The sequence below is a fragment of the Pontibacter toksunensis genome, assembly GCF_042686245.1.
Classification (GTDB): Bacteria; Bacteroidota; Bacteroidia; order Cytophagales; family Hymenobacteraceae; genus Pontibacter; species Pontibacter toksunensis.
Window position 1 is genome coordinate 151,831 of record NZ_JBHUOX010000001.1, and the last position, 24,486, is coordinate 176,316.

A 24,486-nucleotide genomic window follows, 5' to 3' on the forward strand; every position below is an offset into this window, starting at 1 on the left:
ATCACGCTGAAAGAATAGTATAAGCAGGTAAAAGGCCAGCTTTGAATTGACAAACAGAAGTAGCAGACCCAGGCACCCAATCCATGAATATTGTAGACTTGCGCATTATGCGCGGACCAAACTACTGGTCAGTAAAACATCCTAAAATCATTGTCCTTAAACTGGAACTGGAAGAACTCAGCCAGAAACTCACAAATGATGTTCCTAACTTTCTCTCAAGCTTAAAAAAAATGTTTCCTGGTTTGCTGAAGCACCCCTCTGTAGAGGGTGTGGAAGGAGGCTTCTTCAAAACAGTGGAAGCAGGTACTACTTTTGCTCACATTTTGCAGCATGTGGCGCTGGAGCTTCAGACCATGGCTGGTATGGAAAGTGGGTATGGCAGGTGCTATCCGGCACATGAAGAGGGACACATGGTGGTTCTTTACTCTTACCAGGAAGAGCGCGCAGGAAAATATGCTGCCTATGCCGCTTTACGTGTCACGAAGGCCCTTGTGCAGGGCGAAAAATACAAGCTCAGCGATGACATCAGACGGCTGCACGAAATTCGGGAAGACGAGTTTTTTGGGCCAAGTACCTATTCTATTATTTCTGAAGCAGTAAGCAGAGGAATTCCCTATATTCGCCTGAACAGCCACTCATTGATACAACTCGGGTACGGCAGGTATCAGAAGCGGATTCAGGCAACGTTAACGTGTAAGACTGCTTTTTTTGCAGTAGAAATAGCCGGCGACAAAAGAGCAACAAAAGCTATTTTGGGTGAGTCAGGCGTTCAGGTGCCCAAGGGGACCACCGTTTACGATGAGGAAGAGCTAAAGAAAGCCGTTGACTGGTTAGGTTTCCCGATAGTAATAAAACCGCTTGACGGTAACCATGGAAAAGGTGCCACAATTAATATTAATAGCCTGAAAGAAGCTCAGAAAGGTTTTGCTGAAGCACGTAAATTCTCTTCCGGTATAATCGTTGAACAGTACGTCACTGGTTCTGACTTCAGGCTCCTCGTTATAAATGGCAGGTTTGTCGCTGCGGCCATGCGTACCCCTGCCATGGTAACGGGTGATGGCTCTTCTACCATCCGCCAGCTGATAAACCAGGAGAACAAAAACCCCAAGCGTGGTATAGGGCACGAGAAGCCGCTGACCAGAATTCAGATAGACAAGCATACACGAAGCTTGCTCAGGAGCCGGAACCTTACCACCGATTCTGTCCTTAAAAAAGGAGAGAAGCTTTACCTGAAGAGCACAGCCAACATCAGCACAGGAGGTACCGCAACCGATGTAACGGACCTTGTGGACCCATACAACATTCTGATGGCGGAGCGGATTGCCGGCCTTGTGGGGCTTGATGTATGCGGTATAGATGTGATGACTACTGACATTGCCATTCCACTGAACGAAACTAAAGGGGCTGTGCTGGAGGTAAACGCCGCCCCAGGTTTCCGGATGCATATATCACCAACCTACGGCTTGCCCCGAAATGTGGCAGAGCCTGTTGTGGATATGCTGTTCCCGCACAAGCAGCCGTTCCGTATCCCGATTATAGCGGTAACAGGTACTAACGGTAAAACCACAACAACCCGGCTGATTGCGCACATGGTCAAGTCGAATGGCTACCATGTAGGCTATACCACCACCGATGGCATTTACATTCAGGATAAGCTAATGGAGAAAGGTGATACGACCGGGCCATATAGTGCAGAGTTTGTCCTGAAGGATCCTACAGTGAACTTTGCCGTTTTAGAGTGTGCCCGTGGCGGTTTGCTCCGCTCCGGGCTAGGCTTTCAGCAATGCGATATCGGTATAGTGACGAACGTGAGTTCTGATCACCTGGGAATGCGGGATATCCACACACTGGAGGAACTGGCGAAGGTAAAAGCAGTGATACCCAAGAGCGTGAGCAAAGAGGGCTACGCTATCCTGAATGCAGATGATGACCTGGTATATGCGATGGCAGAGGGTTTAAAATGCAAAGTAGCGTTGTTCAGCATGGACGAGGAAAACCCACGTGTCCTGCAGCACATTGCAAGGGGAGGACTGGCGGCTGTATTCGAGAACGGCTATATCTCATTCTTTAAAAACAGCTATAAAATAAGGATAGACCGGGTTGGTGACATCCCGCTGACCTTTGGCGGCAAAGCATGCTTTAATATTGAGAATATTCTCGCGGCTTCACTGGCAGCCTATATTTCGCACTTCGATAAGGAAAACATCAAAACTTCGCTACGTACTTTTATACCCTCACCGGATAAAACACCGGGGCGCATGAATCTTTTCAAGTTCCCTGATTTTGATGTACTCATTGACTACGCCCACAATGTGGCGGGCATGAAAGCAATAGGGGAGTTTATAAACAGCCTGGATGTTTCTCAGAAGGTAGGAATAGTGGCAGGTGTGGGAGACCGCCGGGAAGAAGACCTGTATGAATTAGGCCAGGTAGTGGGGCAGCTTTTTGATAAAGTCATTGTGCGGCTGGACACGGACCTGAGGGGTAAAAAAGCAGAAGACATTACAGACCCTTTAATAAAAGGCATACATGAGAGTGGGCCGGAAATGAATCCCGAGCTCATTCCTCAGGAGATGCGGGCCATTGCGTATGCCTTAGAACACGCTTCACCTGGCTCTATCATCGCTATTTTTACTGAGGATATCACAGAAGCAGTGAAAATGGTAGAAAGCTTTAAGGTAATACAAGACAGGAAAGTCCTCTCTGAATGATGCTGTATACGCTTGAGCTTTGCCGGCTCCTTAATTTCAACACATAAGCTGCTGTTACTGTTTCTGATACATTAAAAAAACTAAAAGGCACTATATAAGAAAGGCCCTGCCAAATGCGGCAGGGGCCTTTCTTATGCAAACGAGCATCTTCTTTATTTCAGAACGAAAGAAGTTTTGCCAATCATAAAGCCATCAGTATACAGCTCCACAATGTGCTCTCCTTTTTTATAATCCGCGTTTTTGTCGTAGGTGAAGCTAAGCTGCTGCTGCGTGTTGTCGAAAACAAAATCGCGCTTGGCAGTGAAATACATATTCTCACCGTCAATCTGGAAAGAGCCAGAGCCTGTTGCCAGGTTATACAAAGCGGCGCCATCAGGTTCTATCAAACGCATGTAAACGGTTTTCGGCTCTTTAGGTGCAACGTCGTTCTTTGCAAGGTTAAACACCACCCGGATTTTGTCTACACGTCTGGCACGGAACTCATTGTCGTTGTCTTCTTTCTCTTTTCCACGCTGGTTGATGATGTTCACGTTCATGTTCTGGGCCTCTAATTTAGAAGCTACCTTCACTTTCTCACTCAGGTCGCGGTTGGTGGTCTTGACCGTGGTCAGGCTGTCAGACAGTTGGTTCTGGGTAGTCTTCAGTTCTGTATTCTCTGTGAACAATACTTCATTATCCTCCTTTAGCTTCGCTATTTCCTCGTCCTTCTGCTTCAGTTGTTGCTCGAAAGCAGTTGCTCTGTCCCGGAAGCGGCGCTGGTCAGACAAACTGTAGCTGCGTTTTCTGAAACCACGCAGTTCGTCCAGGTCAGCACCAATAGCAGCAATCTGGGTTTCCAGGGAGTCGTTCTCCAAACCCATTGCCTGCAGTTCCTGACTCTGACGCTCAAAGTCAGCCTTAAGGGCTTCATAAACTTTGATCTGGTTCTCCAGTTCGCTGTTTTTAACACGGATGATTTCGGCCTGCTCTTCCGTCTTCTCCTTTTTCTGGTAGTTCATGTAAATTAGAATACCATTAATACTGATAAGGACGACGAGCAGTCCACCAATCAAAAGCTTTCTGTTGCTTCGTTTTTCAGGTGTGTTAGCTGACATAATTTTTTTGTTGTTGTTTGTGTGAAATTTTAGCTTTATTCTCAATACAACTGATAGCTCACTTAGAGCAAGCGTCAAATATAAGGTTTTTGATTTATTAATCTAATCAGATGAAACAACAATTTAATGCCGCTTATTGGGAGCACCGTTACCAGTTAAATCAGACCGGTTGGGATGCTGGAGATGTAACGACGCCCCTCAAAGAATATTTTGATCAGGTAACAAACATGGATATACGTATTCTGATACCCGGAAGTGGCAACGGGTATGAAGCTGAGTATCTTTTCAGGCAAGGCTTTCGGCATGTATTTTTAGTGGATGTGGCGGAAGCGCCACTGCAGAACTTTGCCAAACGGGTGCCTGGTATTCCGAAGGAGCAGCTGCTGCAACAGGATTTCTTTTCCTTGAAAGGGAAATATGATTTAATAGTAGAGCAGACGTTTTTCTGTGCTATAGACCCTGCGCAACGTGCTGAGTATGCCTACCAATGTGCAGCTTTACTTCATAAGGGAGGTAAGTTGATGGGTTTGCTCTTTGATACAGAGTTTACACAAGAAGGTCCTCCTTTTGGAGGTAACCGGGAGGAGTATGCAAGTTATTTTAAACCATATTTCCATTTCCTTTATTTCAAAACAGCTTATAATTCTATTCAGCCACGGCAGGAGCGGGAACTGTTCATGCTGCTGCAGAAAATATAAAACGCTGGAACTCCACCACAACGAGATGCAAGGTGTTGCTGCTGAACATTTCACAGGGCTTAACTCGTAATTCTTAGCGGATAGTGTACCTTTGCAATGCCTATAAGCGATAAAAAGAATAAAACTATGTTCGATATACCAAAACTGAAACACACCAAAAGTGGCAACTTCTTTTTAATGGCCGGACCTTGTGCCATTGAAGGCGAGGATATAGCCATGCAAATTGCCGAACGACTTAAATTATTAACTGATTCATTGCAGATTCCGCTCATCTTTAAGGGCTCGTACCGCAAAGCTAACCGCTCACGCCTCGACTCATTTACAGGAATAGGGGATGAAAAAGCACTCCGGATTCTACAGAAAATCAGCCAGGAGTTTGATGTGCCTACTGTAACTGACATTCATGAGACTGAGGAGGCGGCTATGGCTGCTGAATACGTAGATGTGCTGCAGATACCTGCCTTCCTGTGCCGGCAGACTGATCTATTAATTGCCGCTGCCAAAACAGGAAAAGTAGTAAACATCAAAAAAGGACAGTTCCTGTCTGGTGCCGCCATGCGTTTTGCCGTTGAGAAAATAAATGATTCCGGGAACGATAAAGTGATTCTGACGGACAGGGGAAATTCCTTCGGCTATTCAGATCTTGTAGTTGATTTCCGGAACATACCTGAAATGAAGGCCATCGGTGCACCCGTGGTAATGGACGTGACGCACTCTTTACAGCAGCCCAATCAGAGTTCCGGTGTAACAGGGGGGAAGCCTGCTCTGATTGAAACAATTGCCAAAGCTGCTATTGCAGTTGGTGCAGATGGTCTTTTCATCGAGACACATCCGCAACCAAGCATTGCAAAGTCAGATGGTGCCAATATGCTCCCGCTGGATCAGTTGGAAAACCTGCTGAAGAAGCTTATACGCATCCGACAGGCTGTGCTGTAGCGTCTCGAGTAAAGGCACAGGAAGAAGGGCAAAAGAATCTTGTACAACCAAGTGTTAGATTCTTTTGCCCTTCTTTTTCCTAGGTAGCGCTTTTTAAAAACTTAAAATAAAGTGTTCTTTAGGCTGTGTTGTCCTGAAAAAAACCAATCCTACAAAAAACAGGTCTACCGTTTGCATTACCTGCGGGTGAGCCTTAATGTCTTTCCATGCCTGCTTCATTTCCCCTGACCAGTAAATGTCGTCCATCACAAATACACTATACTCGTGGTGCTTTGTGAGGCAGGTTTCAAAATACTGCATGGTGGGAGTGTAACGGTGGTTACCGTCGAAAAAGGCAAAATCCAGCTTTACAATTTTTAGCAGCTGCCTCTCCAAAGTATCATCCAGGTCGCCTTCGATGAGTTGAACCTGTTTTAGCCCCAAACGCTTAAAATTTTCGCGGGCTAACTTTGCTGTGACAGGACAGCCTTCGAAGGTATGGATGCTTGCCTGTGTGCGTGCTTCAGCTAAGTAGGAGGTGGTGATGCCAAGAGAGGTGCCTAGTTCAAAAATAGTCTCTGGCTGGAAGGAGTTTACCAACCTAAACAGCAATTGCCCATACTTGGGGGGCTTGGCAGAGGTTCGGGCAATTTCTTTTACTGCCCGTTGCCACTGTTTCAGGTTTTTGGATCCCGCTCCAAGGTCTGTCACCTGTAGCTTACGGTCATCCTGCAGCATTTTCTCCCGGAGCGACTCGACCCGATCATAGGCCGGGAAATGCCCGGTATGCAAAAGTACGTTACGGTATAAATCAAAAACAAAAGGAGAGTGGATTCCATGCAGCTTGAACGATCGTAACCGGTACAGCAGGTAATCAGCAGCTAATTGAACAGATGACACAAACAGGTTTTTGGGAGGCAGATACGGGCAGTAGAAAAGAGGCTCATTCAGAAGAATATTAAGATCTCCTTGTTCCTAATTTTCTAGCTGCTGTTCTATACTTAGTTTAGTTTATAAGGTACTACTAAAGTAAATTCCGGAATAGTGACGTGAAACTGCCGGCCATCAATCAATCGCTCCATCAGGTAGGTGCCGCGCATTTTCCCAATACCTGTCTTCAGGTTACACCCGGATACGTATTCATGCATCTCACCCGGTTCCATCACAGGCTGCTGACCTACCACACCTTCTCCCTCTACCTCGCGTACCACACCAGTGGCATCATGTATATGCCAGTGGCGGCGCAATAGCTTTACTGTAAACTCACTGTGGTTTTCGATTTTTATCTTATATGCAAAAACAAAGTGCTGTTGCACCGGACTGGAGTAGTCTGGCAGATAGTTGGCCGTAACCGTGATCTTTACTCCTTCAGTTGTTTTTGTATCCATGTTCCGTTGTTTTTTGTATACTACAAGAACCATTGCAGCGGCTGCAAGTTGCTTCAGTGGAAATATTTCCTATATTTTACTAACCCTCAAGCATGATAGCGCATGAATGTAAAGATAGAAGAAAGCTGGCAGAATGTACTGCAAGATGAATTTGAAAAGCCGTATTTCAATCAACTTGTTTCTTTTGTTAAAGACGAATACACTACACAAAAAGTTTATCCCGCGGGCAATCAAATATTTAATGCCTTTGAGAAATGTACCTTCGATAAGGTGAAGGTGGTGATACTGGGCCAGGACCCTTACCATGGTCCTAACCAAGCAAACGGTTTGGCTTTTTCTGTAAGCGACAAAGTGCGTATACCACCCTCTCTGCTTAATGTATTCAAAGAAATCAAAAGCGACCTTGGCAAAGAGATGCCTACCTCAGGAAACCTGGAGCGATGGGCAGAGCAGGGGGTACTGCTCCTTAATGCTACCCTTACTGTGCAGGCAGGCAAAGCAGGTTCACATCAGAAGAAAGGATGGGAGGAGTTTACTGATGCTGTTGTGGAGAAAGTGAATGATTTGAAGGAACACGTGGTCTTTATGCTGTGGGGAGCCTATGCTCAGAAAAAAGGTGCCTTTATTGATGAGGGGAAGCACCTGGTGTTAACAGCGGCACACCCTTCTCCTTTTGCTGCAGACAGGGGGTTTTTTGGGAGCCGCCATTTCAGCAAAGCGAATCAGTATTTGCGGGAGCATGGAAAAGAACCAATTGAATGGTGAAACCTGAAGCTTGCAACCTATAGGAAATGCAGGATAAAGAACCCATATTATTCGTTTTTTGCAAAGATCATACAGAAATAAAACTATGTTGAAGATATACCACAATAACCGTTGCAGTAAAAGCCGGCAGGCGCTGGAACTGACTAGGAATGCTGGCAAGGAGGTAGAGGTAATTGATTATCTAAAAACACCACCTACGGCTGCCGACCTGCAGGTTATTCTGCGAAAGCTGCACATGAAGCCAGATCAGTTAATCCGCAAGAACGAAGCGATCTATAAAGACAGGTTTAAAGGAAAGAACCTGACGGACGAGGAATGGATACAGGCTAAGGTTTCTTATCCTGTATTAATAGAGCGGCCGATAGTAGTGAAAGGAGAGGAAGCAGTAGTAGGCCGGCCACCAGAAAAAGTCCAGGAACTGTTATAGCAGGCTCCAAGTGCTTTAAGTTATACCAAACGCCTAAAATGTATTTTATAGGAATGTATTAAGCTACCGTAGCTGTAGTTCATCCAGGGTCATGCCTAATATTCTATAGCTGTTGCGCTGTGCTCTCCAGGCTGGAATAGCGGCCCTATATAAGAGGGAGGCCTCGTTCTGGGGGTAGTAGGGGCCCTCTTGGGCATCTCGCTGGGAATCTTCTCCGCCAGGGTGCCGCCGCTCCCACGGCACCTAAAAATCTCCCAATGCACTCTACTTAAAGACTGGAAATCATTCACTTCTTGCCAACGAAGAGAAAAAGCTTATTTTTGGAAGGAGCTTTAGGCAAATTGATATTATATACGGATTATTTAAAAGCCAAAAGCCAGAGACATGTGCTCTGGCTTTTGGCTTTTAAATAATTTCCTACTCTATTTTTTTAAACAGGCGGCTCCAGCGAATTCTGTCCAGGAAGCTGCCTTCCGGGTCAGTAGACATCCAGATCATGACAGCCTTACCGACCACGTGGTCTTCAGGTACATAACCCCAGTAGCGGGAATCAAGGGAGTTATGGCGGTTATCGCCCATCATAAAGTAGTAGTTCTGCTTAAAAGTATACTGGTTTACCTCCCTGCCATCTATAAAAAGTTTGCCGTCCTGTATCTCTGCGTTTTCGTTGCGCTCATACTCCAAGATAACCTTCTCGTAAAAAGGGAGTGTTTCAGGTGTAATGGCCACGGTTGCACCTTCCTGCGGGATATAGATAGGCCCATAGTTGTCTTTGTTCCACTCATATTTGCTTGGCATATGCGGGAACACCTCTGGATCTGCTTTGCCAGCTAAATCCTTGAGCAGTATGACTTCCTTGATGAAACTCAACTGGCCCATCTGGGCAGCCAGTTCCGGGGAAGCGTCTACCACATAGCCATTTTCATAAGGTATCACATCCCTGAGGTTAATGTTGCGGTCTTGGAAGAACTTCTCTGAAAGCTGTGTGTTCGGCACCAGCAGGTACTTGTACTGCAGGCCGGCAGGCGCCTCAACAGCTTTGCCGTTGATGTACACCTGCATGTCTTTTACCATCAGAGAGTCGCCAGGCAGACCAATGGCGCGCTTAATATAATTGGTGCGCAGGTCAGCAGGATGTTCTTCTTCCGGAGGATAATTAAATACCACCACATCGTTGTGTTTTACCTCTGAAAAACCCGGCAGGCGGTGAGGCTCCAACTGAATAGCATCTGAATAAGAGGGGATGTTGGTGCCCCAAATGGTTTGGTGCGTTAAAGGAACCTGTAGCGGCGTGATAGGAGTACGCGGACCGTAGTGCAGCTTACTTACAAAAAGGAAGTCTCCTACCAGCAGCGATTTCTCCATAGACGGAGTTGGTATAGTATAGGCTTCAAACGTTGCCCAACGAATCAAACTGGCTGCCACCACCGCAAACAGGATGGCATCGCCCCACTCGCGGGCAAAGCTTTTCTTTTTCTTAGGTGCCTTGGTTACTGGTTTCTTTTCCCAGAATTTCACATTCATCTGCAGGTGCTATAATTTACAGGTTAAGCATTTCCTTCATACCATACACCCCTTCGCGGCCGATAAGCCATTGTGCTGCCATGATGGCACCTTCGGCAAATCCAGCCCGGGTATGGGCGATATGGCTAAGTTCTATTTTGTCAACTTCAGAGGAATACGTAACAATGTGAGTGCCAACTACATCAGGTTCACGCTCTGAAACGATGTTTAATTTACTTTTTTCTTCCGGATTATCAGATACCCATCCCTCTAAATTTGTATAGCTGGATAGAATGCCCTCTGCCGCTGTGATGCCAGTGCCACTTGGTTTGTCCACCTTTTGCAAATGGTGCACCTCCTTCACAGAGACATCGTATTCTTTGTATGCCTGCATTTTGCTGGCCATGTATTCGTTGAAATGGAAGAACAGGTTTACACCTACGCTATAGTTAGAAGCATAGAAGAAGGCTCCATTCTGCTTCAGGCACAGCGCTACGGCTTCTTCAAATCTATCTAACCAGCCGGTGGAGCCGGATACCACAGGGATGCCGTGTGTCAGGCAGTAAGTAACATTACCAAAAGCAGATTCAGGGTGCGTAAACTCAATGGCTACATCTGTGTTCTCAGACGTGAAGTTTCTCAGTTCATCAGCATTATCATGGTCTATTCTGCCAATAATTTCATGGCCTTTCGCCTGGGCCATCTGCTCAATGGTTTTACCCATTTTGCCATAGCCAATCAGAAGAATTTTCATTTAGTTCGGGTGTATAAAGTAAAAGTTAAACCAGGTGACAGTGAGTTGGGAATGGTGGCAACAGGTATGATACCCGGCTGTATGCGCAAAGCCAGATTATCACTCACATCAAAATCCTTTAAGTGAGCATACACATAAGCTTCGGCAATTTGAAGGGCATGAGCGCCAATAGAAAGTAAAATAGTCAGGTCGCGGTTGCGGCGGTAATAATCGCGCCGGGCCTTCAGATTATTGTAGGCATAACTTCCAGGCGTTGTTCCATTGATGGCATTCAGTGACGGGAATTTCGGGTTGTTAGCATATTCATCTATCGTTGTGGTGTCACCATCCACGCGAAAAATGATAGCTTTTCTGTAACTCTGAAACTTGGTGTGGTTGTCTATCAGGAAGTAACCCAGAACGGCACCCATCGCATAAACAACAGGCACTTTCCAGTAAGATTTGTTATAGAACTGGCCTGCACCAGGCAATACAGCGGAGTACAGTGCTGCCTTCTCCCATTTGTCCAGATCTTTTAATCTGCCCAGAAAAAATCCCTTGCTATCAGCAAGAGAGTCGGGAGTGACAACGAGAACAGAGTCAGGACCCACCGTGATTACCTGTGCCTGTGCAGGAGCATAGCAAAATAATATACTCAACAGCAAGATAACAATACCGGTGTACAGCCTCATGTAGTGTTGTTAGTAGTTTAAAATATCAAGGATACGGTTCAACTCGTCCACAGATACAAAAGGAATTTTGATTTCGCCCTTGCCATCGTTATTTGCTTTCACCTGTATTTTAGTGCCGAACTGAGAGGACAGCCGCGTTTCAACATTCTTTAGTTCCCCATCATATTTATTGAACTGCAGCTTATGCTGTGGGTCTGGCTTCTTGTTGGCATTCTGAAGGTTACGTACCAGTTCCTCTACTTTTCGTACAGAGAGTTCTTTGGCAACTACTTCCTTGTAAACATCCAGCTGCTTCTCTACTGTATCGATATTAATGAGGGCGCGGGCATGGCCCATACTTATCATGTTGTCACGCAGTCCGATTTGGATATCAGGTGGTAACTTAAGCAAGCGCAGGTAATTGGTAACAGTGGTGCGTTTTTTCCCAACACGGTCTCCTAGTTCTTCCTGCTTCAGGCTACATTCAGATAATAAACGCTGATAGGACAGTGCAATCTCGATGGCATTCAGGTTCTCCCGCTGAATGTTTTCAATCAGTGCCATCTCCAGCATCTGCTGGTCGTCTGCCTTGCGGATATAGGCCGGTATGACAGTGAGCCCGGCAATTTTGCTGGCCTGGTAGCGGCGTTCACCGGAAATCAGCTGGTAGCTGTTCTGGTCTAGGTGCCGAACCGTGATGGGCTGAATAATGCCCTGAACTTTTATAGACTCTGCCAGTTCTTCCAGTGCAGTTTGGTCGAAGTGGGTTCGCGGCTGGAATGGGTTTGTCTGTATTTGATCTATGGCTATATCTGCGATGGTATTGACTTCGTTTAGAGTGGAAGATTCGGTTTTACCGGTGTACTTGTTGCCCTCTAAAAGAGAGCCCAGGCCCCTTCCGAGGCCACCAATGCGTTTAGCTGCTGGTTTTTTGTTGTCAGACATGTAAGGGTACTATTATTTAGCCAGCGCTACGCTGTTCTTCTCTGCAATCTCGCGGGCTAGGTTCAAATAGCTCAGGGCACCTTTGCTTTCTGCATCGTGCAGCAGGGCAGGTATACCAAAGCTTGGAGACTCGCTCAATTTTACATTTCTAGGAATGATGGTATCGAATACCATCTGCTGGAAGTGCGTTTTCACCTCTTCCACCACCTGGTTGCTCAGGCGCAGGCGTACATCATACATCGTCAGGAGGATGCCCTCAATGGCCAGGTCCGGGTTCAGGCGCGATTGGATGATCTTGATCGTGTTCAGAAGCTTGCCTAAACCCTCTAGGGCAAAGTACTCGCACTGCACCGGTATAACCACAGAATCTGCAGCAGTCAGCGAGTTTACAGTAATCAAACCCAGCGAAGGAGAGCAGTCGATGATAATAAAATCATACTTTTGCTTAAGGCTTTTAAGGGCTTCCCGCATCTTTTCCTCGCGGTTCGGCACGGTAATCATTTCTACTTCTGCACCCACCAGGTCGATGTGTGATGGGATGAGGTCGAGAAATTCGATGTTAGGCGACTGCAGAATAATATCCTCTATTTTCTCGTCTTCCACCATGCACTCATAGATGCTGCTGGTGATGGTAGCCGGATCAAAGCCAAGACCAGAGGTAGCGTTTGCCTGCGGGTCTGCATCAACAAGTAAAGTCTTGAATTCTAAAGCTGCCAGACTCGCCGCCAGGTTAATGGCGGTGGTGGTTTTACCAACCCCACCTTTTTGGTTAGCAACCGCAATTATTTTTCCCATTATCAAATCAGAGATTTATAGTTTGACCTATCTCCATCAAAATAAGTTCCTTGTCTACCATCTTCGCCACTTCCTTCACCTGGTCTTTATCTATTTTGATGTACGGGAAGGTATCATAGTGCATCCCGATAACGGTTTCTACCTGTACAAAATCAGCGGCTATCATGGCATCGTGTATGTCCATAGTAAAGTTATCGCCGATAGGAAGCAGGGCAAAGTCCAGATCAAACTGCTCAGGTATGAGCTTCATGTCGTAGGTTATAGCCGTATCGCCGGCAAAGTAAAAGGCCTGGTTTTCTGTTTCAACTACAAAGCCCGCTGCCACGCCACCGTTTGAACCGTCAGGCAAGGAACTGGAGTGCACAGCACTTACCATTTTAACTGTTCCAAAAGGAAGCGTTACCTTACCACCGATGTTCATTGGGTGCGTGTTCTCTACACCCTTGTTGCTGTACCAGGTGGCTATCTCATGTATGGCGACGATGGTAGCTTTGTTGTTATTGGCTATCTGCTCTGCATCGTGCACATGGTCCTGGTGGCCATGCGACAGCAGGATGTAATCTGCTTTGATGTCGTTAACGTCTATCTGGGAGGCAAGCTCATTAGGAGAAATGAAGGGATCAAACAAGATACGATGTTCATCTATTTCAAATAAGAAGCAGGATTGTCCGTAGTACGTTATATTCATTATTTCGCTTTTTAGAGTTTTCTTTATCTATGCAGGATACGTTAAACTTGCGCAAAGATACGTTATTTTACCCACAAAGACCTTTGCTATCCTCAACACAAGCTATATTTTTATACACATTCTGCGCGCTTTTTCTCCTGTACATAAGGTCTCAGGTTAGAAACGGAAAGCTACCTGTTTCGGTATAGTCTGCTCCAGGTATTCAGTTAAAAACAGGATGTTTACAGTTTTTTAAATTATATCGAACGTTGCATCGGCACCTGCCTGAACAGCAGGCAGATAACGTCTTTAGCTGGGAGATTGGCTTCAGGATTAAAGATATTTATTAGTATGTAAGACACAAAAGAGGCAGCTGAAATAATTCAGCTGCCCTCTTAGGTAATTCAGTTTTACTAATTAGTGCAAAACTTATTTGTTATCACGATCTCTTGTAGTATCGTTCTTTGGATTAATTTTATCTATATCCACGTCCTGCTTCTTCACAGTATCACGGATAGTTTCATCTCGTGTCGTGGTTTGCTTTCCAATATTAACTTCCTCTACTACACGTGCTTGCTTGTCTACCATGGGTACCTCTGCATGCTCAATAAACTCTTTGCTGCTATCTTTAAAAGTCGCCAAGTCTTTCTCGCTTGCTGGTCGGTTAACGGCATTACGCTCTACTCTTACGTGCTCTTCACGCAGACGAAGATGCTCTTCTACAGGCTTTTCAATAATACGGCTCCTTAACCGTACGCCACCTGTTTCTACCTCACGCTTTCCTACCTTCATTTCTTCCTGAACTACAGGTATAGAAGAGTTTATCCACTGGGCTCTCTTCTCTCGCGGCATAGATTTATACTTCTCTGCACGCTCGTCTACGTCAATAGCACCAAATTTATCAAGTAATTCGGCAGCGCGATGTGCCTGGTCTTTTGTCTCAGCATGTACTGTTACAATAGAACCGTGCTGGGCAACTTCAGAATACTTGTTCCTGTCTTCATTGTCTCCGAATAAAGAACCGAAGAAGCTGCTGTCGTTATCTGTTCTGTTTGTGTTAGCTGTAGTAGATGCTGTAGGGTTAGGCCTGTCTGCTGTTGTGCTAGCAGTAGTATCCCTGTTATCTTTTGCGCCTCTTACGGCGATATCAATTTTTTCTTCAGGTATGCCGTTTGACATTAACTGTTGTGCGGCCATTTGTGCGTCTACTCCATAATCGAATATTCCTATTACTGTCTGTGCTTTCATAGTTTGTGTATGTTTTGGTGGTACATCGTAAAGTCTGATTTTCAGACTTTGCTTGGGTTGTCGTTGTTTAAGTCAACCCGGCTTACTTTTACTTCTTCTTTACGAAGTATTATATGTTGATCTTCGTGGGTTTCGTGTCGGCGTTTCGTAACATGAAGTTCCTCTACCAGCTTCAGTCGTTTCATCACAACCAGCTCTTCTTTTAGTACAGGAATTATCATTACCTCACCCTCATATCTAACAGGAGGCGGCGGCGTGTCAACATACTGGTTTATTTCAACCCGCTCAACATTTACTTCCTCATGAACAGTCGGAACATCTACTATAACCTCTTCTTCGTGCACATCTTTTGTAACATGTACACTTCCGGTCTCTACAGTTTTCTTATCTATCCTTACCTGCTCCTCAACAACCGGAATCGTTCTGGAAGGCTGGCCGGCACGGGCATCTCGTTCTGCCATGTCGTGCTCCTTTGCCACCACATCAGGGTCTCTGACAACTGTTTTAGAGTTGCTGTTTCCTGATTCGCTTTGCCTGAGCTTCTGCTCAAACTCAGATTGTATTTTATCTGTCGATTCCTTCATTTTATTTAAGTATGGCCATATAATAATATAGCTTTGCCGAGTTTGTGTTTCTTAAACTGTCTCTATTTTTATACGGGGCTGTGTACTTATTGTTGGGAAAAATACGGAATCAGTCCAAATGGGAGCAGCAGGAGAGCGTGAACCAATGTTAATGTTACAGTACAATTTTAAAACTTTAAATGCAGTACTTATTCAAGCAAGAAATTTAGATAATACTGCCTTCAGCACTTGATTTATACTTTAAAAGATGAGCAAGAACAAAGGTGTCACGTCCGGCAGCAACTTGCCTCCATGCGAAACGGGAAAAGGGATACAAACGCCTTTAGTAGCTTTTAAACAGGGATTATACGTATTAATACCTAGGTCGCTTTTTGTCTTCAGCCAGTTCCCAAATAACCTGATGAAGCCACTCCTGAAACTGGATCAGCTGCTGCGGACCACCTTCCTCATGCTTCACACGCTTTACCTTTTTTCCAGACTCATAAAAGGTAAAGTAGGTGGAGGAGATGTCGCTCCAATTTGAGAGGTATCTATTTTGCAATTCTTTATAGTGCAGCAATGCCACTTTTTCTTTCAGTTGTTGCAGTTCGTATTCCGCCAGCTGAAGAATTAAAGTGTCTTGAGCGAGCGCGTTTTTGAACTCTGTAAACTGGATGCTGCCGTTTTCATATATGGTGGCATTGTAGGCTGGGCAGGTGCCAAAGCAGGGAGTTTTTTGAAACAACAACAGGGGTTTGGTTTCATCCGCTGATGCAAGGATTGTTTGTGCCTTGGATGTGCTGCATCCAGTTAGCAGCATCCAGAATAGTGTCAGGAATAAAGGCATAGCGTTACGTTTGATGAGTTGTTGTTGCATGCCTGTTATTTGCGCTGCTCTGGGAGCTTTTGGAATTTGTTTTCCTTAAACACGTATGCTTCCGGGGTGCAGTAGGCACATTCACCATAATTTACAGTAGAGTCAGGGGGATTGACGATGAACAGGCGGCTGTTGATGTTGAACTTTGCTCCGATGCTGCTCTGCAGCTTATCCAATATTTTTCCTGTCTCCCGATCAACCACATAATGCACCTGGCAGGTGGTGCCACAGCCTAGTGTTACCACAGTATACCTGCCTGCAAAATTAATACCTTCTTTCAGCCCCTCCGAAAGGGCAGTGCGGTAAGTACGGGTATCATCATGACTTCCTTCATCTAAAGGAGCTAATCTTCCCCGGTACATATCACCTACATCATAATTTCCGCTGTTCATGTACTCTTCCATCGTGATGCGGTAACCCTGGTAGAGTTCAAGGTTATGGCTGCCGGTGATGGGCATGGTAATGGAGTCCTCTGCCAGTTGTTCTGCCAGTTCAGGATGCGTGCTGGCAATAGACCCTTCTTCTGTATTAGACTGGCAACTGAAAACTGTTACCACACCTATCAGAAGGGCGGGCTTAATAAGTTTCGTTATTATGCTGTTCATAGTGCTTCTACATACGTAGTAAGGTAAGGGGATGGCAAATAAAAAAGCCTCTCCGCTTCCGGAAAGGCTTTTCTGCTGAGTTTATTGGTTTAGCTTATTTTTTTGCCTTGCGCTTTAGCTGCTTCTTTTCTTCTGATTGGCGCATAGCTTCCTGCATACGCTCTGCAAAAGAAGGACCGCTTGTTTTCTTCTTCTCCTTAATCTTGTGCTTGTTTTCTTCCAGTCTCGCTCTCACTTTTCCTTCATCCACAAACTTACGGATTGCAGCCTGCTGCCCGAATGTGACGATGTTCGATACGAAATAGTAGAAAGAAAGACCAGCAGGAAAGGAGTTCAGCACGAACATGAAGATAACTGGCATCAGGTAAGAGTAAAACTTCATTGGTCCCTGCATGGTATTCACTTGGTTGTTCGACCAGGTATAGAGGATGGTGGAAGCCGTCATCAGGAGTGTAAACATACTCACGTGGCTACCATAGAACGGAATCTCAAATGGAAGTCTCGCAAACACATCATAAGTAGAGAGGTCGTTTGCCCACAGGAAAGCCTCCTGGCGCAGTTCTATTGAGTTCGGGAAGAAGTTGAACATCGCGAACAGGATTGGAATCTGCAGCACCATCGGTATACAACCACTCATAGGGTTTACACCCATTTCCTGGTAGAGCTTCATGGTTTCCATCTGCGTCTTCTGCATGTCCCCGTCGTTACGCTCTTTTATGGCGTCAATCTCCGGCTTCAGCACCTTCATCTTCGCCATCGATACATACGACTTGTAAGTAAGCGGGAAGAGGATAGTCTTGATGTACAGCACCAGCAACATAATGATGATACCGTAGTTGGTCATGTAGTTCTCCAGGAAGTCAAAGGCAGGGATAATCAGCCATTTGTTCACATAAGAGAAAATGCCCCAGCCCAAGTCAAGGTTTCTGTCGAAGTCGTTGCCAATCTGCTTCAGAATATTGTAATCGTTAGGGCCGAAGTAGAACATGAATTCTCCCTTGCCAGACATCACATCCTGCGTTGGAATCAGAATCTGGGAAGCCAGCGTTTTGACAACGGTTGTGTCCGCTACGTCCACAGAGGTCTCCATTTTAGCTCCGGCAAACTGGTTGCCGGCTATAATACCCGCCGTAAAGAAGTTCTGCTTGTTGGCTACCCACTTCAGCGGTTCCTCTACGGTCATGGCTTCTGTTTCCTCAGAAATAGAAAGATAATCGTACCCTTCTTCTGTCGTCGCGAAATTGATGGTGGACTTAGCACGGTTCTGCTTCAGGTCACGCTCCAGCTGCTTTAAGCGGTCGCTCCACGTAAATGTCATGGTGTTGCCGCTTACCACGTTATCCAGACCTTCAAAGTTAAGCTTATAGCCCATCAGGAAGTTCTCTTCATAAAGCGTATACACCTGCTCAATGTACTGGCCGTTGCCCAGGTCTGCACGGAAAGCAAGTGTCTTTCCTTCAATACCGCCTTCTCCCTGTACTTCTTTTATCTCAGAAGGCTGAAAGTATAGGTCTGAAAGCTGAACTGTTTTACCATCTTTCGTGGTGAAGGTGATATCAGTATTGCTGCTTTCACTATCAAAAAGCACCAGCGGCTCGCCCTGATATGTCTTATAGTTCTTGAGAAGTACTTCTTCTACCTGCCCGCCTTTCGAGTTAAAGGTAACCTGAATGTTAGCATTCTCTAAGGCTACAGTGCTTGCCTCGCCGGTTGCGGCAGCGACAAAAGCACCCAGAGCTGATGCTCTGCGGGCCTGGGTCAGCGAGTCGTCTTCAACAACTGCTGGTTGCTGCAGTTGCTCTACCTTGGCTGTTTCTTGTTCAACCGCTAGCTGGGCTGGCTCCGGGCTCGAGAAGAAAAACGAGTAAGCCAGTAGCAAAACGGCAATCAATCCAAAGCCAATTGCTTGATTTCTATCCATTTACTAAAAATTGAAGTGTTATGTGTGCTTATTTAGATTTAGCGTGATTAATGGCCGCTTTTACAAACTTAACAAAAAGCGGGTGAGGGGCAAGGGCGGTGCTCTTTAGCTCCGGGTGGTATTGTGCGGCTACAAACCAAGGGTGGTGCTGCAGCTCAATTACTTCCACCAGGCCGGTGTCAGGGTTTATGCCGGAGGCAATCATGCCAGCCTGCTCAAAAGCTGCTAAGTACTCGTTGTTGAACTCATAACGGTGCCTGTGTCGCTCTGTAACCTTTGCCTTCCCATAAATAGAATAAGCCTTGGATCCTCTTTTTAGTTCACAGGTATAGGCACCTAATCGCATGGTGCCGCCCATTTGCTTCACTTGTTTCTGGTCCTCCATCATGTCGATGATAGGGTGCGGGGTGTCCGGGTACATCTCGGTAGAGGCGGCTCCCTCTAAGCCCAGTACGTTTCTGGCAAACTCCACAGCAGCACACTGCATGCCCAAGCATATTCCCATGAACGGTATATTATTCTCTCTTACAAAGCGGATAGCCTCTAACTTACCTGTAAAACCACGCTCCCCAAAGCCAGGTGCCACCAGTACACCATCCATATTCCGCAGCATAGTGGCCACGTTGTCGTTATTGATGTTCTCAGACTGGAACCACTTGATGTTTACTTTACACTCGTTTGCAGAGCCGGCGTGTACAAATGACTCTATAATAGACTTATACGCATCGGGGAGCTCCACATACTTACCAACCAGAGCAACATTTACCTCGGCGGTAGGGTTTTTCAGGCGACCCAGGAATTCTTTCCAGGAATCAAGGTTTAAATCTGACCTGTGTGGCAGCTTCAGCTTACTGATAACGCGTTCATCCAGCTTCTCTTTGCGCATCAGCAAAGGTACGTCGTATATGGTTTCAGCGTCCAGAGACTCAATAACGGCATTTGTTTTCACGTTACAGAAAAGGGCTATTTTCTTGCGCATTTCAGCAGGTATAGGGTACTCTGACCGGCAAACCAGTATATCCGGCTGAACACCAGCCTCAGACAACGTTCTCACAGAGTGCTGTGTCGGCTTCGTCTTCAGCTCGCCTGCAGCTCTCAGGTATGGCACCAGAGTCAGGTGAATGACAGCTGTCTCGTGCACACCCAGTTCCCAGCGCAACTGGCGCAAAGCCTCTATAAACGGCAAAGACTCAATATCACCCACACAGCCACCAATTTCTGTGATCACAATATCAAACTCGCCAGTTTGCCCTAAGAGCAGCATGCGGCGCTTGATTTCATCTGTAATATGTGGTATTACCTGGACTGTTTTACCTAAATAGGCTCCTTCACGCTCCCGCGTGATCACGGCATTGTATATGCGCCCAGTGGTAACGTTGTTTGCCTGTGAGGTAGGGGTGTTCAGGAAGCGCTCATAGTGCCCCAGGTCTAAATCGGTTTCAGCGCCGTCTTCGGTCACAAAGCACTCGCCGTGTTCGTAGGGGTTCAGCGTGCCCGGGTCGATGTTGATGTAAGGGTCAAATTTCTGGATTGTTACAGAGAAGCCTCTTGCCTGTAGCAGTTTAGCAAGAGAGGCTGAAATGATGCCTTTGCCAAGAGAGGATGTTACGCCGCCTGTAACGAATATATATTTAGTAGCCATAAGTTAGGGTAAGTCTTATGGACTGCAAAGGTACTGTATTTATTTGATTATCCTGACGAATTTCAAACAGAAGTGGGTCTCTTTAGCACATCTTTCTTATGATTTAAGCTGTTTCGTATTTATATGAATATAGCATACTTCTTATCAACAGGTTTTGTTTTAAGGATAATTGCCTCTTGCGTTGGAGCTTCCCTGGTATCGGCTACAGCCTGAGACATGTAGGCTAGTTCAACAAGAAGAACATTGTATGAAATAATATACACATCATAGCTCATGCTACTACAGCCCATGAAAAAAGTATAGCCCCGGCTAAACTGGCCGGGGCTATTAGGTAATAGTTTAACATCTATTTCTTACTAGCTTTTTGGGTCTAGAATAGCATCGATGCGAACCAAAGCATCCTGTAGGTGATACCTTGTCATCGTGTCTCTGGTCTTACCCAAAGAACTCTTAATCTGGTTGCGCAGGATATTCAGTTCACCACGCACCATCGGGCGGATATCTGACTGCGAAACGTTTATTGGCGTAGCACCCATAAAGGCACGTGCTCTGCCTGTCACTGCTGCAGGCTCTTCCTTCATCAGGTATTCCATGCGTTCGATGTAACCACGCTGCAGGTTTCGGCGATATATATCAATTGTCTTGCCGGACGAGATTTCGGACCAGATACCGGTGCGCAGGTCTGTCATCATCTCTGGCAGGGTATAGGTTTTGTCACCCATCATCGCCTGTGCCTCCAGTACACGCGCCATGCGGCCGGGCTCCAGCACGTTGTTCAGCACGTTCACCTGTGCGTTACGCACACGGTCTACTGTTCCAGCTGATTCTATTTTGCGCAGAATGTTTTCGTCCAGCATCCAAGTGGGAGTAGCAAAGCTTTGCTCATTCAGGAATCTCATGGCGCGCTGCTGCTTTTCTTTTGGCACCACGCTGTAGACGTTCCCTTTCTGATCGTAAGTTTTGTAGTTTTCATACACACCACCGATGTTACTGGTTACATGGCCCATATAGCGGTTCCACTGGCCCAGCACCTGCAGGTACATCTCCTCAAGGTCTGCGTAGTCTTTGTTGTCTTCCGCTGTCCAGGTAATCAGGTTCGGCACAATGCGCTTCAAGTTGGCTATACCGTAGGCGCTGGCCTTCATGGCATCATCGCTCAGGTCTTCTGTCTGGGAAGATGGGTCTGTTGGACGACCTGTCTGGCGCCCGAAGCGGTACATCGGGTCATTCTCATGTGCCTTTATCCAGGAAGCCAGTTTGTCCAGGTTGTCTGCTCCGTTTTTCTCAGGGAAATAAGTATAACCCCATTTCACCGCATACTTGTCGTACACACCTATTGCAGGCATCAGGGCCACACCTTTGTCTTCCGGCTGCGCCACATAGTTGAAGCGGGCATAGTCCATGATGGAAGGAGCCGTACCCATTGTTTTGGTAAACTCTGCATCACGCAGTTTCTCTACCGGGTAGGCGGCGCTGGAACCCATGTTATGCGGCAGGCCGATGGTATGGCCAACTTCGTGTGCCGCCACAAAGCGAATAAGTTCTCCCATCACCTCATCCTTAAACTTCACGCTGCGGGCATCTGGGTTCACTGCTGCCGTTTGTATGAAATACCAGTTGCGTACCAGGTTCATCACGTTGTGGTACCAGCCAATGTCACTTTCCAGTATCTCACCGGAACGTGGGTCATGCACATTAGGGCCATAAGCATTCTGCGTCTCAGAAGAGAAGTAACGTATTACAGAGTAGCGTACGTCTTCCGGGCTGAATTCCGGGTCTTCCTCAAAAGAGGGTGGGTCTTTGGCCACGATGGCGTTTTTAAAGCCGGCTGCCTCAAAGGCTTTATTCCAGTCCTCTACGCCCTGCTTCAGGTAAGGGCGCCATTTCATTGGTGTGGCCGGATCAATGTAGTATACAATCTGCTTCTTCGGCTCTACCAGTTCGCCACGGGCATAGGCAGCCTCGTCTTTAGGCTCCATTCTCCAGCGCACAATATATTTTCGGGCAGCAGCACGCTGTTCGTCTGTACCATAGTCTGTCTGGGAGATAGTGAAAAAGCCCACGCGCTGGTCATACTTACGGGCAGCCATAGGTGTTTTAGGTAGCAGCACCATCGAATGGTTCAGTTCCACGGAAATAGTACCCGTGGATGAATTTGAAGGAGCATCTGTCGCATCGTACGTCATCAGGGAACGCGCCTCGATGTTCAGCGGGAAACTCTTTACGCTTTCGATGAAAGACCGCTTGTCGTCCAGTTTTTTTACTTTATACTTTTCGCGGTTGTCTTTGTCCAGACCAAGGGCAGGCACATCTTTAGAGAAAAAGTCTGTTACCTCTACCACCTGTGTTCCCTCACCTAAGGCTTTGATATCGAAAGCCTGTATGACAGGAGCTAAGTTAGAGTTCTGTACGGAGCGGAAGATTTCAAGCGTATCGGCAGCCACGTTTTCAGTGGATACCACCCGTAGCAGCACCCGGTTGCCTTTTTTCTCCCAGCGCAGCATTTGGGTGTTGAGCTCTTCACCTCCGTAGCCCACATTGTTTGCTGTCTTCGCAATGCGGCTAACCATGAGCATGTCGCGGTTCAGAAGTGTGTCCGGAATCTCATAGAAATACTTTTCATCAATGCGGTGCACCTTGAAAAGGCCATCATCTGTCACAGCCTTCGCCGTGATAACCTCGGAATAAGGCTTTGGAGCACCTTCATCTTTTTTAGCGGCCGGAGTAGCGGCAGCGGTTGCAGTTGCCTCTTGTTTGGCCTTTTCATTTTTCTTGCCCGTTTGAGCCGTGGTGGGCGAAGCCACTGTACAACCCGCCAAAAGCAGGGCCACCAGGGGCGCATAATGTAGTTGTTTACGCATCAGGTAAAGGTTAATTAGTAATGTTTGGTTTGTGTAGAATTTTCGAAAATAGTGATAAGGGCTGAATTCTGAACTGCAGGAGCAGCATTTTGTTCAGACAGAATGGAAAGGAGAAGGTTTAACTGAGGTTTGAAATTTTATTTCTTGTGTTATCTGATCAAGAGACGGTTCAGTTTCAGCAGCTATAGGCACAACTTTGTTTATATCAAAACTCAATCGTCAGCTGATAGCCCTCCTGCTTGTCGTGTTGGTAGAGGAGTGAGGAAACGGCGATGCCGAGCAGGCGCACCGGGTAAGCAGGAAGCTGCGGGGTGCGCAGCAATTCACGGGCTATAGTATAGATAGCATCGGCAGAGCTGAACTCACTCAGGTAGGTCTTGCTGCGGGTGTTCTGCGTGAAATCGAAGTACTTTATCTTCACCGTTACTGTTTTTGCTGTTGCCTTCAGCCTGGCCATGTCAAGTGCCACTTCCTCCGCCAGGTATTCCAGGCGCTCCAGCATATCTGGTTCCTCTGTCAGGTCCATATCAAATGTACGCTCCGAGCCAATGGACTTACGAATGCGGTGGGGCTGCACCTCGCGGTCATCTAAGGCGCGGGAGATTCGGAAGTAGTAGCGGCCCACCTTGCCGAAGTTACGTATTAGCTCTTCCTCTGAGCGCTGCCGCAGATCGGCACCTGTTACGATGCCCATGCTTTGCATTTTGGCCGCTGTTACCTTGCCAATTCCATGGAATTTCTCAATTGTAAGCCCGGCCACTATCTCTTCCGCTTTGTCAGGGGTTATCAATGTAAAGCCGTTTGGCTTGTCCATATCCGAAGCAAGCTTCGCCAGGAATTTGTTATAGGACACACCTGCCGATGCTGTAAGGCCTGTTACCTCTTTAATGCGTGCTTTTATTTCTTTGGCGATGATGCTCGCAGATGGCATGCAAATCTTGTTTTCCGTCACGTCCAGGTAGGCTTCGTCCAGCGACAGCGGCTCCACGAGGTCAGTATAGGAGAAGAACACCTCCCGTATTTGCCGCGACACCGCACTGTATACCTCAAACCGTGGCTTTACAAAGATAAGCTGGGGGCAACGCTGGGCCGCAATTTTGGAGGCAAGCGCTGAATGCACGCCGTACCTGCGGGCTTCATAACTGGCCGCTGCCACCACACCCCGATCCCTTGAGCCTCCCACCGCTACTGGTTTTCCGCGTAGGTCCGGGTTGTCGCGCTGCTCCACCGACGCAAAAAAAGCGTCCATATCAACGTGAATGATCTTTCGGATTGGTGGGTTCAAAACTGGCAGGGTTAGGAGGCAAAGGTACAAATAAACAGCATTTTGACCAGAGTGATGCAGTTCGGTTTAGTTAGCCTTTGGCAGAAATGACTATTATTCATTTTATTCAACTGTAAGGCCGCTGCTTTGGATGGCGGTAAATCAGAAAGCAGATAAAGTGGCAGAAATTTCT

General features: G+C 46.6%; 22 protein-coding genes. 5 read left to right on the plus strand and 17 right to left on the minus strand.

Going from position 1 to position 24,486, the window contains the following annotated elements; genetic code table 11:
- The first annotated feature begins 83 nt into the window (after positions 1-83).
- Positions 84-2,711, plus strand: a complete 2,628-nt coding sequence (gene cphA, locus ACFS7Z_RS00690) for a cyanophycin synthetase (protein WP_377479339.1) — start codon at positions 84-86, stop codon at positions 2,709-2,711.
- Positions 2,712-2,863: 152 nt separating this feature from the next.
- On the opposite strand, the gene ACFS7Z_RS00695 is transcribed toward cphA, so the two are convergent.
- Complete coding sequence (locus ACFS7Z_RS00695) at positions 2,864-3,805, minus strand: hypothetical protein (protein ID WP_377479342.1); 942 nt, start codon at positions 3,803-3,805, stop codon at positions 2,864-2,866.
- Between the two features lie 110 nt (positions 3,806-3,915).
- On the opposite strand from ACFS7Z_RS00695, the gene ACFS7Z_RS00700 reads away from it, so the two are divergent.
- Together ACFS7Z_RS00700 and kdsA are read left to right on the plus strand one after the other, a co-directional pair.
- Positions 3,916-4,503, plus strand: coding sequence for a methyltransferase domain-containing protein (locus ACFS7Z_RS00700; protein ID WP_377479345.1), 588 nt, complete (start codon positions 3,916-3,918; stop codon positions 4,501-4,503).
- 126 nt (positions 4,504-4,629) lie between these two features.
- Positions 4,630-5,439 (plus strand): 3-deoxy-8-phosphooctulonate synthase, encoded by an 810-nt coding sequence (gene kdsA, locus ACFS7Z_RS00705; protein WP_377479347.1) that lies wholly within the window; start codon positions 4,630-4,632, stop codon positions 5,437-5,439.
- A gap of 93 nt (positions 5,440-5,532) precedes the next feature.
- Here kdsA and ACFS7Z_RS00710 read toward each other — a convergent pair whose 3' ends face one another.
- Complete coding sequence (locus ACFS7Z_RS00710; RefSeq protein ID WP_377479350.1) at positions 5,533-6,318, minus strand: O-methyltransferase; 786 nt, start codon at positions 6,316-6,318, stop codon at positions 5,533-5,535.
- Positions 6,319-6,419: 101 nt separating this feature from the next.
- Entirely contained in the window at positions 6,420-6,806 is a 387-nt protein-coding gene (gene apaG / locus ACFS7Z_RS00715) for a Co2+/Mg2+ efflux protein ApaG (RefSeq protein WP_377479353.1), read from the minus strand.
- Between the two features lie 102 nt (positions 6,807-6,908).
- Between apaG and ung the strand changes: the two genes are divergently transcribed.
- Together ung and arsC are read left to right on the plus strand one after the other, a co-directional pair.
- Positions 6,909-7,571: a uracil-DNA glycosylase gene (gene ung, locus ACFS7Z_RS00720; RefSeq protein WP_377479356.1), complete on the plus strand. Its 663-nt coding sequence runs from the start codon at positions 6,909-6,911 to the stop codon at positions 7,569-7,571.
- A gap of 85 nt (positions 7,572-7,656) precedes the next feature.
- Positions 7,657-7,998 (plus strand): arsenate reductase (glutaredoxin), encoded by a 342-nt coding sequence (arsC, locus tag ACFS7Z_RS00725; protein ID WP_377479358.1) that lies wholly within the window; start codon positions 7,657-7,659, stop codon positions 7,996-7,998.
- A 417-nt stretch (positions 7,999-8,415) separates the two neighbouring features.
- Here arsC and lepB read toward each other — a convergent pair whose 3' ends face one another.
- From lepB to dinB, 14 genes are all read right to left on the minus strand, one after another.
- On the minus strand, positions 8,416-9,522 hold the full coding sequence (lepB, locus tag ACFS7Z_RS00730) for a signal peptidase I (RefSeq protein WP_377479361.1): 1,107 nt from the start codon (positions 9,520-9,522) through the stop codon (positions 8,416-8,418).
- A 16-nt stretch (positions 9,523-9,538) separates the two neighbouring features.
- Entirely contained in the window at positions 9,539-10,255 is a 717-nt protein-coding gene (dapB, locus tag ACFS7Z_RS00735) for a 4-hydroxy-tetrahydrodipicolinate reductase (protein ID WP_377479364.1), read from the minus strand.
- The gene (locus tag ACFS7Z_RS00740) at positions 10,252-10,926 is read right to left on the minus strand and encodes a DUF5683 domain-containing protein (RefSeq protein ID WP_377479368.1); all 675 of its coding nucleotides are present in this window, start codon (positions 10,924-10,926) and stop codon (positions 10,252-10,254) included. Before ACFS7Z_RS00740 ends, dapB begins: the two co-directional genes overlap by 4 nt.
- Positions 10,927-10,935: 9 nt before the next feature.
- Positions 10,936-11,850, minus strand: coding sequence for a ParB/RepB/Spo0J family partition protein (locus ACFS7Z_RS00745; RefSeq protein WP_377479371.1), 915 nt, complete (start codon positions 11,848-11,850; stop codon positions 10,936-10,938).
- A gap of 12 nt (positions 11,851-11,862) precedes the next feature.
- Positions 11,863-12,645 carry a ParA family protein gene (locus ACFS7Z_RS00750; RefSeq protein ID WP_377479375.1) on the minus strand — a complete coding sequence of 261 codons (783 nt, stop codon included), beginning with the start codon at positions 12,643-12,645 and terminating at the stop codon, positions 11,863-11,865.
- Positions 12,646-12,652: 7 nt separating this feature from the next.
- The gene (locus ACFS7Z_RS00755; protein ID WP_377479377.1) at positions 12,653-13,333 is read right to left on the minus strand and encodes a metal-dependent hydrolase; all 681 of its coding nucleotides are present in this window, start codon (positions 13,331-13,333) and stop codon (positions 12,653-12,655) included.
- Between the two features lie 408 nt (positions 13,334-13,741).
- On the minus strand, positions 13,742-14,560 hold the full coding sequence (locus ACFS7Z_RS00760; RefSeq protein WP_377479380.1) for a DUF2382 domain-containing protein: 819 nt from the start codon (positions 14,558-14,560) through the stop codon (positions 13,742-13,744).
- A gap of 41 nt (positions 14,561-14,601) precedes the next feature.
- On the minus strand, positions 14,602-15,144 hold the full coding sequence (locus ACFS7Z_RS00765; protein ID WP_377479383.1) for a YsnF/AvaK domain-containing protein: 543 nt from the start codon (positions 15,142-15,144) through the stop codon (positions 14,602-14,604).
- Between the two features lie 352 nt (positions 15,145-15,496).
- Positions 15,497-15,970 carry a DUF6438 domain-containing protein gene (locus ACFS7Z_RS00770; RefSeq protein ID WP_377479386.1) on the minus strand — a complete coding sequence of 158 codons (474 nt, stop codon included), beginning with the start codon at positions 15,968-15,970 and terminating at the stop codon, positions 15,497-15,499.
- A 35-nt stretch (positions 15,971-16,005) separates the two neighbouring features.
- Entirely contained in the window at positions 16,006-16,605 is a 600-nt protein-coding gene (locus ACFS7Z_RS00775) for a hypothetical protein (RefSeq protein WP_377479389.1), read from the minus strand.
- 94 nt (positions 16,606-16,699) lie between these two features.
- Complete coding sequence (gene yidC, locus ACFS7Z_RS00780; RefSeq protein ID WP_377479392.1) at positions 16,700-18,526, minus strand: membrane protein insertase YidC; 1,827 nt, start codon at positions 18,524-18,526, stop codon at positions 16,700-16,702.
- Positions 18,527-18,554: 28 nt separating this feature from the next.
- Positions 18,555-20,168, minus strand: coding sequence for a CTP synthase (locus ACFS7Z_RS00785; protein ID WP_377479395.1), 1,614 nt, complete (start codon positions 20,166-20,168; stop codon positions 18,555-18,557).
- 356 nt (positions 20,169-20,524) lie between these two features.
- Positions 20,525-23,029 (minus strand): zinc-dependent metalloprotease, encoded by a 2,505-nt coding sequence (locus ACFS7Z_RS00790; RefSeq protein ID WP_377479398.1) that lies wholly within the window; start codon positions 23,027-23,029, stop codon positions 20,525-20,527.
- 205 nt (positions 23,030-23,234) lie between these two features.
- Entirely contained in the window at positions 23,235-24,323 is a 1,089-nt protein-coding gene (dinB, locus tag ACFS7Z_RS00795; RefSeq protein ID WP_377480633.1) for a DNA polymerase IV, read from the minus strand.
- Positions 24,324-24,486 lie beyond the last annotated feature (163 nt).

What these genes read in the sequence shown, in the direction of transcription:
- ACFS7Z_RS00765 (WP_377479383.1), bottom strand. Translation starts at nt 15,144, where the DNA reads ATGAAGGAATCGACAGATAAAATACAATCTGAGTTTGAGCAGAAGCTC.
- ACFS7Z_RS00695 (WP_377479342.1), bottom strand. Translation starts at nt 3,805, where the DNA reads ATGTCAGCTAACACACCTGAAAAACGAAGCAACAGAAAGCTTTTGATT.
- ACFS7Z_RS00760 (WP_377479380.1), bottom strand. Translation starts at nt 14,560, where the DNA reads ATGAAAGCACAGACAGTAATAGGAATATTCGATTATGGAGTAGACGCA.
- dapB (WP_377479364.1), bottom strand. Translation starts at nt 10,255, where the DNA reads ATGAAAATTCTTCTGATTGGCTATGGCAAAATGGGTAAAACCATTGAG.
- ACFS7Z_RS00755 (WP_377479377.1), bottom strand. Translation starts at nt 13,333, where the DNA reads ATGAATATAACGTACTACGGACAATCCTGCTTCTTATTTGAAATAGAT.
- cphA (WP_377479339.1), top strand. Translation starts at nt 84, where the DNA reads ATGAATATTGTAGACTTGCGCATTATGCGCGGACCAAACTACTGGTCA.
- ACFS7Z_RS00790 (WP_377479398.1), bottom strand. Translation starts at nt 23,029, where the DNA reads ATGCGTAAACAACTACATTATGCGCCCCTGGTGGCCCTGCTTTTGGCG.
- ACFS7Z_RS00750 (WP_377479375.1), bottom strand. Translation starts at nt 12,645, where the DNA reads ATGGGAAAAATAATTGCGGTTGCTAACCAAAAAGGTGGGGTTGGTAAA.
- ACFS7Z_RS00770 (WP_377479386.1), bottom strand. Translation starts at nt 15,970, where the DNA reads ATGCCTTTATTCCTGACACTATTCTGGATGCTGCTAACTGGATGCAGC.
- ACFS7Z_RS00785 (WP_377479395.1), bottom strand. Translation starts at nt 20,168, where the DNA reads ATGGCTACTAAATATATATTCGTTACAGGCGGCGTAACATCCTCTCTT.
- ACFS7Z_RS00700 (WP_377479345.1), top strand. Translation starts at nt 3,916, where the DNA reads ATGAAACAACAATTTAATGCCGCTTATTGGGAGCACCGTTACCAGTTA.
- apaG (WP_377479353.1), bottom strand. Translation starts at nt 6,806, where the DNA reads ATGGATACAAAAACAACTGAAGGAGTAAAGATCACGGTTACGGCCAAC.
- arsC (WP_377479358.1), top strand. Translation starts at nt 7,657, where the DNA reads ATGTTGAAGATATACCACAATAACCGTTGCAGTAAAAGCCGGCAGGCG.
- yidC (WP_377479392.1), bottom strand. Translation starts at nt 18,526, where the DNA reads ATGGATAGAAATCAAGCAATTGGCTTTGGATTGATTGCCGTTTTGCTA.
- ung (WP_377479356.1), top strand. Translation starts at nt 6,909, where the DNA reads ATGAATGTAAAGATAGAAGAAAGCTGGCAGAATGTACTGCAAGATGAA.
- ACFS7Z_RS00740 (WP_377479368.1), bottom strand. Translation starts at nt 10,926, where the DNA reads ATGAGGCTGTACACCGGTATTGTTATCTTGCTGTTGAGTATATTATTT.
- ACFS7Z_RS00745 (WP_377479371.1), bottom strand. Translation starts at nt 11,850, where the DNA reads ATGTCTGACAACAAAAAACCAGCAGCTAAACGCATTGGTGGCCTCGGA.
- lepB (WP_377479361.1), bottom strand. Translation starts at nt 9,522, where the DNA reads ATGAATGTGAAATTCTGGGAAAAGAAACCAGTAACCAAGGCACCTAAG.
- ACFS7Z_RS00775 (WP_377479389.1), bottom strand. Translation starts at nt 16,605, where the DNA reads ATGAACAGCATAATAACGAAACTTATTAAGCCCGCCCTTCTGATAGGT.
- kdsA (WP_377479347.1), top strand. Translation starts at nt 4,630, where the DNA reads ATGTTCGATATACCAAAACTGAAACACACCAAAAGTGGCAACTTCTTT.